Origin of the sequence: Ramlibacter sp. AN1133 (genome assembly GCF_037890035.1) — a bacterium.
Lineage (GTDB): Bacteria > Pseudomonadota > Gammaproteobacteria > Burkholderiales > Burkholderiaceae_C > Ramlibacter.
Window position 1 is genome coordinate 1 of the sequence record NZ_JBBKTQ010000047.1, and the last position, 15,093, is coordinate 15,093.

The following is a 15,093-nucleotide window of genomic DNA, read 5'->3' on the forward strand; positions in this document are numbered from 1 at the left end:
GCCACGTGTGGGTCCAGCCTGGCCGGCTGGACCCACTCTGGACGACCGCCGAGGGCCCCGCCTGCGCCGGACCCTTCGGGCTGCCCCGTATCGGGCCGCATGCCGCGTTGCGTGCACGGGTCAAGCCGTCCAGGCTTGACCCGCGCCCGCGCCTTGCCTGCGGCCCGATACGGGGCAGCGAGAGCCTAGATATTTGCGGGACAGGACACTAGGATGGGGGCCGGGATTGTTCCCGGTACTGGAGCGCTCATGACCCTGGATGAATACAACGAAGCGATCAAGCAGATCCTCGCCGAACAGCAGAAGATCGCGCAGTCCACGGCGACCCTGGCGATGTCGGGCCAGGCCAACCCGACCAACCCGCAGTTCGCCCAGATCATGGCGGGCCAGTGGGCGCTGCTCCAGCAGATGGCGAAACTCAACACGGACCTGATGCTGGGGATCATGACACCCAGGAAGTGAGCGTCGCCGCGCCCCGCGCACGCGCGATCAGGGCGCGAGGCCCATCGCGCGCGTGATCTTCTCTCCGGACTCGCGCAGCCTCTGAAGGTCGTGGGACAGCTCGCCCGCCAGCAGCTGCCCCGCGCGCTTCTTCCACTGCCCCGCCACCATCACGCTGTCGATGTTCGCCAGCGAGGCCTGGAACACCACGCTGCTCACCGCGTCGTGCACCGGCTGCATGTTCAGGTCGGTCGCGCGGAGTACCACCAGGTCGGCCTGCTTGCCCGGCGCCAGCGTGCCGATGCGATCGAGCTGCTGCAGCATGCGCGCGCCCTCCACGGTCACCCACGACAGCGCCTCGCGCGTGGTGATGGTCGACGTCGGCGGGATCGTGCCGTGCGCCTCGCGGTACGCCACGTTGTCGAGGCTGCGCTGGATGCCCAGCGCCACGCGCGCCTGCGTCAGCATGTCGCCCGAGAGCACGCTCTCGAGATCCGCGCCCAGCGAAGGCGCACGGCCGAACCGGCGCAGCCGCCCGGTCAGCGGATGTCCATGGCCCTGCGACATCTCGCTTTCCGCCGCCGCGGAGAAGCTCATGCCCAGTTCGCAAAAGCGCTGCAGCTGCGCATCCGACAGCGCATGTCCATGCACGATGTTGATGTGGGGCCCGAGCAGTCCCGCTGCTTCCAGCCGCTCCCATCCATCGGGCGTGCGCGCCGCGCCGCCGCCCTGGTGCATCGAAGCGATCAGCCCCAGCTCGCGCGCCATGCGGAAGTCGTGCAGCGCCACGTCGAGCGTGGAGTAGTGCGGACCCAGCACCGCCGCATGGATCGCCAGCAGCGGCCGGCCCTGGTGCCTGCCCAGCAGCCGTTCGACCTCGCGGCGCGGATGCGGCACTTCCCAGAACGGCGTCTGTCCCGGCTTCGGGTCGGGCTTGGGCGTGCCGTGGAAGAACGCCGCCCGGATGCCGGTGGAAAGCAGGCCTTCGATGGCGGCGTCGTTGTGCGCCGGCGTCGGATTGTTGTGGCACCAGTCGGCCAGCGTCGTGGTGCCGCAATTCAGTTGGTTCAGCGCACCCATGCGGGTGGCGATGTACAGGTCCTCGGGCTGGAAGGCCGTGGCCAGGCCCGCATGCATCTTCTGGAAGTACTCCAGCAGCGTCCAGTTCGCGGCGAGCCCGCGCAGCGCCGTCTGCCAGGTGTGCATGTGGGCGTTGACGAGGCCGGGGATGACGATGTGGCCGGCAAGGTCGAGGACTTGCGCGTCGTCCACTTGCAGCGAAGGCGCGATGGCGGCGATGCGATCGTTTTCGACCAGGAGGTCGCCGGTGGCGAGGTCGCCCTGGCTGTCCATCGTGAGGACGGTCGCGCCGCGCAGGAGGGTTCTGGCCATGGTCAAGCCTCGGGCTGGTCTTGCGCGCGGGCGCGCCCACCCCCGCCCTCCCCCGCAAGGGGAGGGAGTGAAGGCGCGTAGTCCACCTGGTAGCGGTGCGTGCGGATGTCGCCGACCTCGCCCTTCACCCGCAGGTGTTCCGGATGGCTGGCATACGCGTCCAGCGCCGCCTGCGATTCGAAGTCGCTCACCAGGACCACGTCGCACGCATAGTCGATGCGGCTGGAATCCACGCCCACTTCCAGGTGCAGCAGGCCGGGGACGCGGCCACGCAGGCTGTGGAAGCTGCGCCTCAGGCGCTCCACGTTGGCCTGCTTTTCCTCGCGCGTGGCGCCGCGCACGTTCCACATCACGATGTGGCGGATCACGCGGCTGGCCCCTTCGGGTTCAGCACGAAGTCGTATTCGACGAGATACGTTTCGTCCGCCTGCTTCACCCAGTCGGCGACCAGCGACTGCCGCACGCCGAACACCGCGTCGGAATCCAGGTAGGGGTCGCCGTTGCGGAACACGTGCGTGATCAGCGTCTCGTAGCCCGGCGCCTCGATCATGAAGTGCAGGTGCGCCGGCCGCCATGGATGGCGTCTGGTCGCCTTGAGCATGTCGCCGACCGGCCCGTCGTCGGGGATCGGATAGGCCTCGGCGAGGATGGAGCGGAAGTGATACTGGCCCTTGCCGTTGGCATGCAGCACGCCGCGGGCCTGGTGCTGCGGCAGGCCCTCGCGCTGCACGTCGTACTTGCCCTCGGCATCGGCCTGCCAGACGTGGATTTCCGCACCGGGGACCGCTTCGCCGTTGAGCCCGCGCACCGTGCCGCGCACCCGGCAGGGGATGCCGGGGGCGCCGTTGGCGACGTCCTCGCCGAGGTCGTAGTTCGGCGCATCCTCGACGTAGAAGGGACCGAACACCGTCGCCTCGGTGCAGCCGGCCGGCTTGTCCTGGTTCATGGCCACGGTGAGCATCGACAGGCCCAGCGTGTCGGACAGCAGGATGAACTCCTGGCGCTGTTCGGTGGTGATGTGCCCCACCCGCGTGAGGAACTCGATGCCCTTGAACCATTCCCCCTCGGTCAGCTTCACCTCGCGCGCGAAGGCATGCAGGTGCTGCACCAGGCTGGTCATGATCTCCTTCAGGCGCGCATCCGGCGTTTCCGCGAAGCGGGCGATGACGGCCTGGGTGATGTTGTCCTGGGTGAGGTTGCGCATGCGACGGGTCTCCTGGGGCGGACTCTAGGGCGGGGCCATAATTTGCGAAAGACCGCCGCGGCAAATGACTTTTCCGCCGCGCGAAACAAAGCAGGAGACCGGGCTTGGACCGCTGGACCGAGATGGCGCTGTTCGTGCAGGTGGCCGAGACGGGCAGCCTGAGCCGTGCCGCCGAGGAGCTGGGCCTGTCCAACGCCGCGGCGAGCCGCCACCTTTCCGCGCTGGAAGAGCGCCTGGGCGCGCGGCTGGTGGAGCGCAACACGCGCCGGCTGTACCTCACCGAGACCGGCCAGGAGTTCCTGCGCCGGAGCAAGGCGATCCTGGCGGAACTGCAGGATGCCGAATCGGCGGTGAACGCCTCCACGCTCAATCCCACCGGCACGCTGCGCGTCACCGCCTCGCTCTCCTTCGCGATGCACCACATCGCGCCGCTGCTGCCGGAATACGCGAAGCGCTACCCGGACGTGACGGTGCACGTCGAGACCGCCAACCGCTACCTCGACCTGATCGACAACAACATCGACGTGGCGATCCGCACGCGCGAATTCGAGCCGGACTCCAACATCACGATCCGCCGGCTGGCCGAGACGCGGCGCATCCTCGCGGCCTCGCCCGGATACCTCGGCCGCGCCGGCACGCCGCGCGCGCTGGAAGACCTGGCCAGGCACTCGCTGCTGGTCTACACCTACGCCAACAACCCGCACGAGCTGCGCTTCACGCGCGACGGCGTGACGACGGCCGTCGCGATCAAGGGCGTGCTGGAATCCAACGACGGCCAGGTGCTGCGCGCCGCCGCGCTGAAGGACCACGGCATCCTGGTGCAGCCGACCTATATCCTGTACGAGGACATCGTGGCGGGCCGGCTGGTGCCGGTGCTGGACGCATGGGACCTGCCGCGCCTGACCGTGAACCTGGCGTATCCCAGCCGCAAGCACCTGTCCGCCAAGGTCCGCACCTTCATCGACTTCATCGCCGAACATTTCGACCGCATGGACTACGAGCGCAAGTGGACCGCCCGCTTCGGCTACTGAGCCCATGCAGGAATTCGACACCGATGTCCTGATCGCCGGCGGCGGCCCCTGCGGGCTGATGCTGGCCAACGAGCTCGGGCGGCGCGGCGTCCGCTCGCTCCTGGTGGACATGAAGCCGGGCACGGCCTTCAATCCGCAGGCGAACGCGACGCAGGCGCGCACGATGGAGCACTTCCGACGCCTGGGCTTCGCGCACGAGGTGCGCTCGCAGGGGCTGCCGCCGGATCATCCGACCGACATCGCCTATTTCACCCGCTACACCGGGTGGGAACTGGCGCGCTTGTCGCTGCCGACCGCCGCGCAGGCGGTGCGCAACGTGCGCAACATGACGGGGGCGTGGAGCGCGGCGGAGTTGCCGCACCGGGTGTCGCAGAAGTTCGTGGAGGCGGTGCTGCGGCGGCATGCGCAGAGGTATGGGACGAATGACATCCGGTATGGATGGAGGCTGGTGGAGTTCGAGGACACCGGGGAGGGGATCGAGGCCGTGGTGTGCCCCCACCCCTACCCTCCGCCGGAGGGGGAGGGAGGAAGGCAAAGAGTCCGGGCGAAGTACCTCGTGGGGGCGGACGGCGCCAGGAGTCTCGTGCGCAACACGCTCGGCATCGCCTGGGGCGGGTCGACCGGGGTGAAGCGCGACTTCATGGGTGGGCAGATGTTCGCCGTGTACCTGCGCGCCCCGGGGTTCCACGAGGTGTTCCCGCATGCGCGCGCCTGGATGTACGTGGCCGTCAATGCACAGCGGCGCGCGTTCGCGGCCTCGGTCGATGGCCGGACGGAGTTCGCCTTCCACGCCGCGGTGCACGAAGGCGAGGACGCGGACCGGTGGACCGAAGCCGACGCGCGGCGCGTGTTCGCGCAGGCGCTCGGGCGCGAGATCCCGATCGAGGTCCTTTCCTTCGGCACCTGGACGGCCGGCCACTCGCTGGTGGCGCAATCGTTCCACCGGGGGCGCGTGTTCATCGCCGGCGATGCGGCGCACCTGTTCACGCCGACCGGCGGCCTCGGCTACAACACCGCCGTCGAGGACGCCGTGAACCTGGGCTGGAAGCTCGCGAGCGCGGTGCGCGGCCCGCACGCGCCGGCGCTGCTGGACAGCTACGAGGTCGAGCGCAGGCCGCTCGCGGTGCGCAACACCAGCTATGCGCGCCACTTCGCCGACTCGGTGGGCCTGTTCCCGGCCCGCGCGGTACTGGAGGACGAAGGCCCCGCAGGCGAAGCCGCGCGGCGCGAGGCCGCAGCGCACCTGAATGCCCACGCGCGCATGGAGTTCAACATTCCGGGCGTGACCTTCGGCGGCCGCTACGACCGCTCGCCGCTGATCGTGGGCGACGGCAGCACGCCGCCCGTGGACGAGCCGAACCACTACCTGCCCACCGCCTGCCCGGGCGGACGCCCTCCGCATGCCTGGCTGGAAGACGGGCGCTCGCTGTTCGACACCTTCCACCGCGAATGGACACTGCTGGCGCTGGGCCCGCGCGCTCCTTCCACCACTGCATTCGAACACGCCGCCCGCGCGCTCGGGCTGGACCTGCGCGTGGTGCGCCATGCCGCGCCGGCGCTGCGCGAGCTGTACGAGGCCCCGCTGGCCCTGATCCGTCCGGACCAGATCGTGGCGTGGCGCGGCACCCAGGCTCGCGGCGCCGAGCGTATCCTGCGCAAGGCCATCGGCTTTTCCTGGTAAGCGATCCGGAGGTGCGCATGTCGAAAGTCAAGGTGCAGGCCTTTGCCGTCTCGATCGACGGCTTCGGCGCCGGGCCGGCGCAGAGCCTGGAGCATCCGCTGGGCGTGGGCGGCGAGACCCTGCATCAATGGTTCTTTCCGACGCGCACCTTCCGCGCCATGCAGGGCCTGGAGGGCGGCACGACCGGCACCGACGACGGATTCGCGCGCGCCTCGATGGAGAACATGGGCGCGTGGATCCTCGGCCGCAACATGTTCGGCCCCGTGCGCGGGCCCTGGCCCGACGAGGAATGGAAAGGCTGGTGGGGGCCGAGCCCGCCGTACCACGTGCCCGTGTTCGTGCTCACGCACCATGCCCGCGCTCCGCTCGAGATGGAGGGCGGCACGACCTTCCACTTCGTCACGGGCGGCATCCACGAGGCGCTGCAACGCGCGCGCGAGGCGGCGCAGGACAAGGACGTGCGCATCGGCGGGGGCGTCTCCACCGTGCGGCAGTACCTGCAGGCCGGCCTGATCGACGAGATGCACCTCGTGATCTCGCCGACGGTGCTCGGGCGCGGCGAGGCGCTGCTGGCGGGCATCGACCTGCCGGCGCTGGGCTTTCGCTGCACGCGCCACGTGGGCACCGAGGCGGCGCTCCACGTGGTGCTCACCAAGGGCGCTTGAAGCGCCGCTGGCTCAGAAGCGCATGCCGACCGCGAGCCGATAGACGTTGGGGTTGATCTTCGCCTCGATCGTCTGACCGCTGCTCAAGGTGGCCTTGGTCTTCAGGAAGGACTTGGCGAACTGCGCATCGACGAACCAGCGGTCGTTGATCATGTACGACACGCCCAGGCCCGGCGTGAGGCCGAAGCGCGAATCGACGTCCAGCTGCGTGCCGCCCGGCGGGTTGATCGGGTTGATCCCGTTCAGGGTGGCGCTGCCGCGCTCGCCGTAGTTGTACGCGTAGGTCAGGCCCAGCATCACGTACGGCCGCCAGCGGTGCGTCGGCTCGAAGAAGCGGTACTGCGCGAACACCGTGATGGGCAGCGTGCGCACGGTGGCGATCTCGCCCACGCCGGCGATGGCACCGTCGCCGCGGATGCTCTGCTTGAAGCCCAGGCCGATTGGCACTTCCACCGACCAGTTGTCGGTGATCATGCGGCCCACGAACAGCGTGGGCTTGGTGTCGGAGGCGACGTCGATCTGCGTGCCGGGTGCCGACGGCGGCGACAGGGTGCCGCTGGAGACATCCGGCGCGACGTGCGTCACGCCGATGCCGCCGAACCAGGTGCCGGCGGCCTGCGCATGGACACCGCCGGCGAGCATCGCCAGCGCCGCCGCCACTGCGAGGCGGCCCAGGGTTGCGTTGTTCTTCATGGTTTCTTTCCTCGCTCGCATGGGGATCAGAGCCAGCCCGCGCGTGCCAGCGCCCGGCTGGTGGACGACGCCAGCAGGCGATGGCCGAAGGGCGTGGGATGGAAGCCGTCGGCGAAGGCCCACGACTGCCACCAGCCGGGCGCGAGGCCGGCGGGCGGGGCGGCGTCCAGCGCGGCGGACGTGCAGCGGGCGGCGTCGGCCGGGCTGTTGAAGAAGGTGACCCCGACGACGGCGCAACTGGGGGTGCTCACGTTGGAGAGGGCGTAGTCCACCGGATGCGTGACTTCGTCGGTGAAGTCGGCGTTGAACGGCACCACCGCCACGCGCGCATCGCTGCCCACATCGGCGCGCAGTTGCGCATTGAACGCATCGGTCCATTGCCGCACCAGGCCTTGCACCGATGCCGCGGCCGCGGCACCCGTGGCACCGCCGCCATTGGCCTGGCTGACCTGCCCCAGCGCGGCCTGGATCCGCGGGGTCAGGGTGATGTCCGGCATGTCCAGCACGGCGACATGGGTCGCACCCTTGTCCAGGGCGGTGGCCTTGACCGCGCCGTAGTAGGTGTCGGCCAGCTTCTTCATGTACAGCACGGCGGCGGTTGCGGCGCCATTGGGCTGCGGCAGCGTGGCGGCGATCGTCGGGCCATCGAGTTGCTGCGCGAGGAAGACCTGGTAGTTGGCCACACCGGCGGCACCGCTGGCGGCACCGAGGAAGGCCGTCAGCAGGTCGCCCGAGTCGTTGCCTCCGCCCTCGACCAGGACCAGGTCCGTGGCGCTGTAGGTGCCGCCCACCACCTGTGCCGCGGTGGCCAGCTGGGTCGGCACCGCCTGCGGGTTGGTCGCGCCGCCCTCCGCCTGCGGCACCACGATGCGCCCGCCGCCGATCGCGAAGTTGGTGCAGCCCGCCCGCGGGTTCTGCACGAAGGTCGTGCCGTCGAAGGCGAAGAAGTTGCACTGGCTGGCGACGCCGAAGTTCTGCGCCACGATCTGCGGGAAGATCGGGAAGCCGTTGGCCGGATCGGCCGAGTTCTGCACGGTGAACTTGACGCCGCCGAACGTACCCACGTCCGCGAGGCTGTCGCCGGCCACCACGACGCGCGAGATCGCGACCTTCGAACCGGCGGGATCGCCGCCGCCGCCGCAGCCCGCCAGCAACGCGACCGCGGCAACGACTACGCCAAGCAGGTGACGTCTTCCTGTTTGCATGCTTTGTCTCCAGAAAATAGAACGACCGTTCGATTTATCAGCGGGACAGCTTAGCGGCAGTGCGTGGCTGCGCGCATGAGGGTTTGCGCGCGCCGAGCTGGTAAAGAGCGCGTCAGCGGTCGCGCAGCATGCGCCCCAGCGCCAGCAGCGCGGGCAGCGTGATCGGGTCGTTGGCGGCGCTGCTGGCGATCGGGTGCGAAGCGAAGCGCGCCACCACCATCTGCGCCTTCGGCGCGATGTACAGCCGCTGGCCATGGATGCCGCGGCCCTCGAAGGCATCGAGTTCGTTGTGCGAGACCCACCACATGCTGCGATAGGAATAGCCTGGCAGCAGCGTGTAGCCGGCCTTGGCGAACTTGGCGGGGTCGCTGCCGCGGCGGATGTCCGCCACCACGGCGGCCGGCACGAGCTGCCGGCCGTTGCAGTCACCCTCGCGGCGCATCAGCTCGCCGAAGCGCGCGAGGTCGCGCAGCGTGGCACTCAGGCCGCCGCCGCCCATGGGCACGCCGGCGGGATCGACGGTGAGGTAGCCGTCCTGCTCGCACCCGAGCGGCGCCCACAGCCGTTCGCCGAGCATCTGCGCGAGCGGCTGGCCCGAGACGCGCTTCATGATCCAGGCCATCAGCTCGGTGTTGACGGTCTTGTACGCGAAGGCCTCGCCGTGCCGTCCTTCGGGCCGCAGCGTCGGCAGGTACTCGTAGAAGCTGCCTGGGCCGCCGTAGCCCGCGGGGCGCGGACGCAGCCCGCCCGCGCGCGCGTAATCCCAGATGTCCGCCTTCGGGTCGGCGTACAGCTCCGAGTAGGCGACGCCGATCTGCATGTCCATCACCTGGCGCAGCGTGGCGTCGTCGTACGCGGTGCCGCGCATTTCGGGCAGCCAGTGCGGGATGCGCTGACGCTCGTCGAGCACGCCTTCGTGCACCAGCGTCGCCGCCAGCGTGGCGGCATAGGACTTGGTGATGGAAAAGCAGCAGTGCGGCACGTGCGGCTGCAGCGCCCCGGCATAGCGTTCGTAGATCCGCCGTCCGCGGTGGAGGACGAGGATGCCGTCGGTGTAGGTATCGGCAAGCGATGCGTCCCAGCGGCGCGCGCTGCCGTTCAGGTCGGTGAACGCGAGGCTGTCGATGGCGGCTTCTTCGCCGGCGCCCGTGGACTCGAACGGGCTGGCCGGCCCTTCGCCGCGCCAGACGTTCACGGTGGGCACCAGCTCGCGCATGTGCGAGAGGCTCCAGCGGATCTGCGGGAAGTCGAGGAAGCGGTCGTCGGCAAAGCGGACCTGCTTGTCCGCCGGCGGCGGCGTGCCCTCCATCCAGCCGAGGCGGCGCGGATCGGAGGACTCGCCATCGAGGAAGCGTTCGCCGTCGAATTCGAGGAAGCCGTCGCCCATGGACCCTCCCGGATGGATGTTCGTAGGCTGGTGGTGACGCAGGAACCCCAGCGGCGCGCGAGCGACCGCAACGCTGGGGTTTCGCTGTCGCTCCACCGCCAGCCTACGCGAACCCGCGGCTAACCGGAAGGCCGCTTGCCCTCGAACGCATCCTGCAACAACTGCCGGATCGCCGCCTGCTCCAGCGGACGCGGATTGGGGTACTGGTTCTGCAGGGCGATGTCGCAGGCGCGATCGAGGTCGTCCGCCTTCATCCCGATGTCGCGCAGCGCCACCGGCGCACCGTTGTCCTTCGCGAGGTCGTACACCGCCTGCGCGGCGTTGCGGCCCTCCAGCGCCTGAGCGATGCGGCGCATGGCCTCGGGCGCGGCCTGCGCGTTGTACGCCAGCGCGTGCGGCAGCACGATGGTGTGCGTCTCGGCGTGCGGCAGGTTGAAGCTGCCGCCCAGCGTGTGACAGAGCTTGTGGTGCAGCGCCATGCCGACGTTGCCCAGCACGATGCCGCACAGCCACGCGCCATAGAGCGCCTGCGAGCGCGCCTGCAGGTCCTGCGCATTGGCGCGAATCCCCGGGAGCGCGGCCCCGAGGGCCCGGATGCCCTCCTGCGCCATCAGGTCCATCACCGGGTTGGCGTCCACGGCGTAGAGCCCCTCGGCCGCATGCGCGATCGCATTGATGCCGCTCGTGACGCTGAGCGCCACCGGCAGCGTGAGCGTGAGCTCGGGGTCGTAGATCACGGTGCGCGGCAGCACCTTGGCGTCGCGGCCGGTCTTCTTCAGGCCGCCTTCGGTGATGCCGTAGATCGGCGTCATCTCGCTGCCGGCGTAGGTGGTGGGGATGGCGAGGATCGGCAGGCCGGAGTCGAGCGCGATCGCCTTGCCCAGGCCGGTGGTGGAGCCGCCGCCGACGGCCACCGCGCAGTCCGCATCGAGCTGGCGCGCCAGCTCGCGCGCCTCGCGCGCCGTCTCGATCGGCACGTGCATCACCGCCCGGTCGAAGATGCCCGCCGACTTCGCACCCAGCATGTGCGCGACGCGTTCGGCCGAGGCGCGCTGCTCCGGCGTGGAGAGCACGAGCGCGCGGCGCGCACCCAGCGCCTCGATCTCCTTGCCCAATTGCGACAGCGCGCCGGCGCCGAACACGACGCGCCCGGGCTGCCCGTTGTAGACGAAGCTCTTCATCTCGGAAACTGTCGATGAATCGATCGCGCCCACCCTCGCGACGTGCACCGGCACCCGCGTCACTGCGCCTTGAGGTTGGCCGCCCTGGCGATCTGCGCCGCCGAGCCCATCTCCGTGCGGATGTAGGCGTTGAACTGTTCCGGCGCCATGGTGAAGGGCTCGGCGCCGAGCTTGACCAGCCGCTCCTTCACCTCGGGCGAGTTCAGTGCCTTCAGCGCTTCGTCGTGCAGGCGCTGGACCACCGCCGGCGGCGTGGCCGAGGGAACGATCATGCCGACCCAGAAGGTGTACTCGGAATCCGCGATGCCCGCTTCGACCGTGGTGGGCACGCCGGGAAGCGCGGGCGAGCGCTGCGAGGTGCTCACGGCCAGCGCCTGCAGCTTGCCGTCCTTGATCAGCGGCAACGCGGCCGACAGCGGCGCGAAGAACCAGTCGTTGCGCCCGCCGATGATGTCGCTCAGGGCCTCCGGCGTGCCCTTGAACGGAACGTGCTGCGCCTCGATGCCGGCGCGCAGGCGGAACTTCTCCGCGTTCATGTGGGTGGCGCTGCCCATGCCGGCGGACGCGTAGTTCATCTGCCCCGGATGCGCCTTGGCGGCGGCCACGAGGTCCGCCACGGTCTTCCAGCCCCTGGACGGCGAGACGACCAGCACGTTCGGCAGCGCCGCGAGCGGCGTGACGCCCGTCAGGTCCTTCACCGTGTCGTAGGCGAGCGCGGGATAGATGGACGGATTGAGCGCGTGGCCCGAGGAGTGGATCAGCACCGTGTAGCCGTCGGGATCGCTCTTGGCGACCTGTGCGGCGCCGATGGTGCCGCCCGCGCCCGGCTTGTTGTCGATGAGGACCGGTTGCCCCAGGTTCTTCGCCATCACGTCGCCGACGGTGCGCGCGATGATGTCGGTGCCGCTGCCCGCCGTGAACGGCACCACCATCCTGATCGGCTTCGTGGGCCAGGCAGCCTGCGCGGCCACGCCGCCGGCAAGGAGGGTCGCCGCGAGAAGGGTGAGGATGCGCTTCATGTCTTGTCTCCTGGGTCTATCGCAACATCAGGACGCGAGGCCGTCGTCCACGGTCACGTTCTCGGGCGCGAGCTCGAGGCCGGCATCGCGCGCCAATTCCTGCAGCAGCACCGCGAAGTCGATGTGGTCGTAGCCGCGGCCCACCAGCCGCGCCACCGACTCGCGCGTGGCCGCGGCGGCCGGCATGGCCACCCCGTGCGTGCGCGCGGCGCCCATGCCGAGGTCCATGTCCTTGAGCAGCAGCCTGGGCGTGAAGGTGACCTGGTCGAAGGTGAGGTTCGCGAGCATCGGCGTCTTGTAGCGGGTGTACATCGAGCCGAGCACCGAGTCATTGATGCTTTCCAGGAACACGTGGCGGGGAATGCCCGCCTTCTCGGCCAGCACCGTGATCTCGCACAGGTTCTGGATCACCACGCCGAACATGGTGTTGTGGGCGATCTTCCAGATGCGCGCCAGCTCTCCCTCGCCCACCCACATCGCCTTGCGGCCCATGGCCTTCAGGTAGGGCTCGGCCTGGTCGTAGAGCGCCTTCGGGCCGGAGGCCACGATCAGCAGCTTGCCGGCCTTGGCCACCTTGGCATTGCCGGACACCGGGGCGCAGAGGTAGGCCACGCCCATGCCTTCGAGGCGCGCGCGGATCTCCGCCGAGCCCTCCTGCGAGATCGAGGAGCTGTCGACGACGAGCTGCGGCTTCCTCGTGCCGGTGACCAGTCCGCCTTCGGCGAACAGGACTTCCTTCAGGTCGTCGGTCGTGGAGACCATGGTGAAGACCACCGCGCAGGCGGCGAGGTCGGTCTTGTGGCTGACGATCTCCGCGCCGTATTCGGCCAGCGGCTCGGCCTTGCTGCGCGTGCGGTTCCAGACGCTCGCCCCGTGCCCGGCCTTCAGCAGCCGCTTGACCATCGCCTCGCCCATGCGGCCGAGGCCGATCCATCCGATCTGGTTCGCCATGCCTTCGCGTTCCTTCGTTGCCAGGTTTCGCGGCAGTGTGTTGCGCGACCGCGGGGCTGGCAAGGCGGGCGGCGGAATTCAGTTTTCCGGCGGGAGAAAAGGCCTGCATCGTCGTCCCCGCGCAGGCGGGGACCCGGAAAAGGGAAAAGCGGCCAATGGCCGCTTTTCGTCGGAAGCCGTGGGCCCCCGCCTTACGTGCATTCGCACGACTACGCCGCCCCATGGGCGGCTCGGTCGCGGGGGCGACGGCTTTCGCCGCAGGCCGTGGCTGACGGCTTCTCAGTCCGCGCTCGCGCCCGAATCCTTCACCACCTTGCTCCACTTCGCCGTCTCCTGGCGGATGAACTCGGCGAACTGCTCCGGCTTCTCGCTGTACGGCTCGGCGCCCTGCTCGGCCAGCTTCTTCTTCACTTGCGGATCGGCCAGTGCCTTGACCAGGGCACCGTTGAGCTTGGCGACGATGGGCGCCGGCGTGCCCGCGGGCGCGAACATGCCGAACCAGGACGTGGCCTCGTAGCCGGGCACGCCCGCTTCGGCGATGGTCGGCACGTCCGGCAGTTCCGGCGAGCGCTTCGCCGTCGTCACCGCCAGCGGGCGCAGCTTGCCGGCGCGCACGTGCTGGATCGCCGAAGGCATGTTGTCGAACATGATGTCGATCTGGCCGCCGATCAGGTCCGACACGGCCGGCGCGCTGCCCTTGTACGGGACGTGGACCATGTCGACCTTGGCCAGCGCGTTGAACAGCTCGCCCGAGAGGTGGATCGAGCTGCCCGAGCCGGAGGAGCCGAAATTGACCTTGCCGGGATTCTTCTGCGCGTACGCGATCAGCTCCTTCACGGTCTTGTACGGCTTGCCCGGGTTGGCCACCAGCAGGTTCGGGACCATGGCCACGCGCGTCAGCGGCGCGAAGTCCTTGATCGGGTCGAAGGGCATCTTCTTGTACAGGCTCTGGTTGATCGCGTGCGTGCCGACCGTGCCCATGAAGAGCGTGTAGCCGTCCGCCGGCGCCTTGGCCGCCAGTTGCGCGCCGATGTTGCCGCCGGCGCCAGAGCGGTTGTCGACGATCACGGACTGGCCCAGGTCCCTGGTGAGGGCCTGGCCGATCACGCGGGCCAGGATGTCGGTGGTGCCGCCGGCCGCGAAGGGCACGATCACCGTGATCGGCTTGGCGGGGTAGGCCTGGGCGGTGGCGGCGAAGGGCGTGGCGGCGGCGAGGGCCAGGGCGGCCAGCAGGAAGGGGCGGCGGGGGAAGGGAGAGCGGTTCATGTTGGAAGTCCTGTGATTGCGATGAGGTGCGGGAGTGCCCCCACCCCGGCCCTCCCCCGGAGGGGGAGGGAGGAAGGCAGGGTCAGACGGGGGCGAGACCGAGCGTGGTGCCGCCGCAGACGTACAGCACCTGGCCGGTGACGAAGCCGTTGTCCGGCGAGAGGAAGAACAGCGCCGCGCGGGCCACGTCTTGCGGCGTGCCCATGCGCTTGACCACGATGCTGTCGAGAATGCGCCGGGTGCGTGGCGCACCCTCGGGGTTGCTCTGGCGGAACAGTTCGGTGGCGATCGGCCCGGGGGCGATCGCGTTGACCGTGATGCCGTCGCCGCCCAGTTCCATGGCCAGCGTGCGCGTCATGCCGACCAGGCCGGCCTTGGCGGCGGAATAGGCGATGCGCTCGGTCTTGCCGAGCGCCGCGCGCGAAGCCATGTTGACGATGCGGCCCTGCCCGCAGGCGCGCAGCGCCGGCAGGAAGGCCTGCGTGAGGAGCATGGGCGCCTGCAGCGTCAGCGCCTGCACGTAGGCCAGGTCTTCCGCGGTCTGCGTGGCTATGGTGCCCGGGCGCGTGGCGCCGGCGTTGTTGACGAGCGCGACGATGTCGAACTCGCGCGCGACCTGCGCCGCGCGCTCGCGCGTGTCGGCCGCGCGGGTGAGGTCGACCTGGAAGGACGCGAGCTGCGGGTGCTCCCATTCGGGCAGGCGGTAGTCGAGATTGACGACCGTGCGGCCCTGCGCGAGCAGGGCTTCGCAGATGGCGCGGCCGATGCCGGCGCTGCCGCCGGTGACGAGGGTGGCTTGTTGCATGGGTTTTTGGTATTGCCCCTCCCCCCTCTGGGGGGAGGCTGGGAGGGGGGCGCTCCGGTGGCTCGTTAATACCCCGGAGTGGGGGGGGGGGGGGGGGGGGGGGGGGGGGGGGGGGGGGGGGGGGGGGGGGGGGGGGGGGGGGGGGGGGGGGGGGGGGGGGGGGGGGGCGGGG

Annotated in this window: 15 protein-coding genes; 4 read left to right on the top strand and 11 right to left on the bottom strand. The window is 69.9% G+C overall.

Annotated elements, in window-relative coordinates:
* Positions 1-249: 249 nt before the first annotated feature.
* Positions 250-462, top strand: a complete 213-nt coding sequence (locus WG923_RS30175) for a hypothetical protein (RefSeq protein WP_340354744.1) — start codon at positions 250-252, stop codon at positions 460-462.
* Between the two features lie 27 nt (positions 463-489).
* On the opposite strand, the gene WG923_RS30180 is transcribed toward WG923_RS30175, so the two are convergent.
* Genes WG923_RS30180 through WG923_RS30190 form a run of 3 tightly spaced genes read right to left on the bottom strand, consistent with a single transcriptional unit; the run spans position 490 to position 3,037 of the window.
* Entirely contained in the window at positions 490-1,833 is a 1,344-nt protein-coding gene (locus WG923_RS30180; protein ID WP_340354745.1) for an amidohydrolase family protein, read from the bottom strand.
* A gap of 2 nt (positions 1,834-1,835) precedes the next feature.
* Complete coding sequence (locus tag WG923_RS30185) at positions 1,836-2,201, bottom strand: Dabb family protein (protein WP_340354746.1); 366 nt, start codon at positions 2,199-2,201, stop codon at positions 1,836-1,838.
* The gene (locus WG923_RS30190; RefSeq protein ID WP_340354747.1) at positions 2,198-3,037 is read right to left on the bottom strand and encodes an intradiol ring-cleavage dioxygenase; all 840 of its coding nucleotides are present in this window, start codon (positions 3,035-3,037) and stop codon (positions 2,198-2,200) included. The genes WG923_RS30185 and WG923_RS30190 overlap by 4 nt, the downstream gene beginning before the upstream one ends.
* Before the next feature lie 104 nt (positions 3,038-3,141).
* Here WG923_RS30190 and WG923_RS30195 point away from each other — a divergent pair, with 104 nt between their 5' ends.
* From WG923_RS30195 to WG923_RS30205, 3 genes are read left to right on the top strand one after another with little or no spacing between them, the layout of a single operon-like run.
* Complete coding sequence (locus tag WG923_RS30195; protein WP_340354748.1) at positions 3,142-4,068, top strand: LysR family transcriptional regulator; 927 nt, start codon at positions 3,142-3,144, stop codon at positions 4,066-4,068.
* A gap of 4 nt (positions 4,069-4,072) precedes the next feature.
* Complete coding sequence (locus WG923_RS30200) at positions 4,073-5,749, top strand: FAD-dependent oxidoreductase (protein WP_340354749.1); 1,677 nt, start codon at positions 4,073-4,075, stop codon at positions 5,747-5,749.
* Positions 5,750-5,766: 17 nt separating this feature from the next.
* Positions 5,767-6,414, top strand: a complete 648-nt coding sequence (locus WG923_RS30205) for a dihydrofolate reductase family protein (RefSeq protein WP_340354750.1) — start codon at positions 5,767-5,769, stop codon at positions 6,412-6,414.
* Positions 6,415-6,426: 12 nt separating this feature from the next.
* On the opposite strand, the gene WG923_RS30210 is transcribed toward WG923_RS30205, so the two are convergent.
* The 8 genes from WG923_RS30210 to WG923_RS30245 all read right to left on the bottom strand — a co-directional run bounded on the left by WG923_RS30210 (position 6,427) and on the right by WG923_RS30245 (position 14,921).
* Positions 6,427-7,107, bottom strand: a complete 681-nt coding sequence (locus WG923_RS30210; protein WP_340354751.1) for an OmpW/AlkL family protein — start codon at positions 7,105-7,107, stop codon at positions 6,427-6,429.
* Positions 7,108-7,133: 26 nt separating this feature from the next.
* Entirely contained in the window at positions 7,134-8,312 is a 1,179-nt protein-coding gene (locus WG923_RS30215; RefSeq protein ID WP_340354752.1) for an SGNH/GDSL hydrolase family protein, read from the bottom strand.
* 112 nt (positions 8,313-8,424) lie between these two features.
* A complete protein-coding gene (locus WG923_RS30220; protein ID WP_340354753.1) occupies positions 8,425-9,699 on the bottom strand; it encodes a serine hydrolase domain-containing protein in 1,275 nt (424 codons plus the stop codon).
* Positions 9,700-9,818: 119 nt separating this feature from the next.
* Positions 9,819-10,880, bottom strand: coding sequence for a maleylacetate reductase (locus WG923_RS30225; RefSeq protein ID WP_340354754.1), 1,062 nt, complete (start codon positions 10,878-10,880; stop codon positions 9,819-9,821).
* Between the two features lie 59 nt (positions 10,881-10,939).
* Positions 10,940-11,899, bottom strand: coding sequence for a Bug family tripartite tricarboxylate transporter substrate binding protein (locus tag WG923_RS30230; protein WP_340354755.1), 960 nt, complete (start codon positions 11,897-11,899; stop codon positions 10,940-10,942).
* 27 nt (positions 11,900-11,926) lie between these two features.
* Positions 11,927-12,850, bottom strand: a complete 924-nt coding sequence (locus WG923_RS30235) for an NAD(P)-dependent oxidoreductase (protein ID WP_340354756.1) — start codon at positions 12,848-12,850, stop codon at positions 11,927-11,929.
* 279 nt (positions 12,851-13,129) lie between these two features.
* Complete coding sequence (locus WG923_RS30240) at positions 13,130-14,116, bottom strand: tripartite tricarboxylate transporter substrate binding protein (RefSeq protein WP_340354757.1); 987 nt, start codon at positions 14,114-14,116, stop codon at positions 13,130-13,132.
* An 82-nt stretch (positions 14,117-14,198) separates the two neighbouring features.
* Positions 14,199-14,921, bottom strand: coding sequence for an SDR family NAD(P)-dependent oxidoreductase (locus WG923_RS30245; RefSeq protein ID WP_340354758.1), 723 nt, complete (start codon positions 14,919-14,921; stop codon positions 14,199-14,201).
* Positions 14,922-15,093 lie beyond the last annotated feature (172 nt).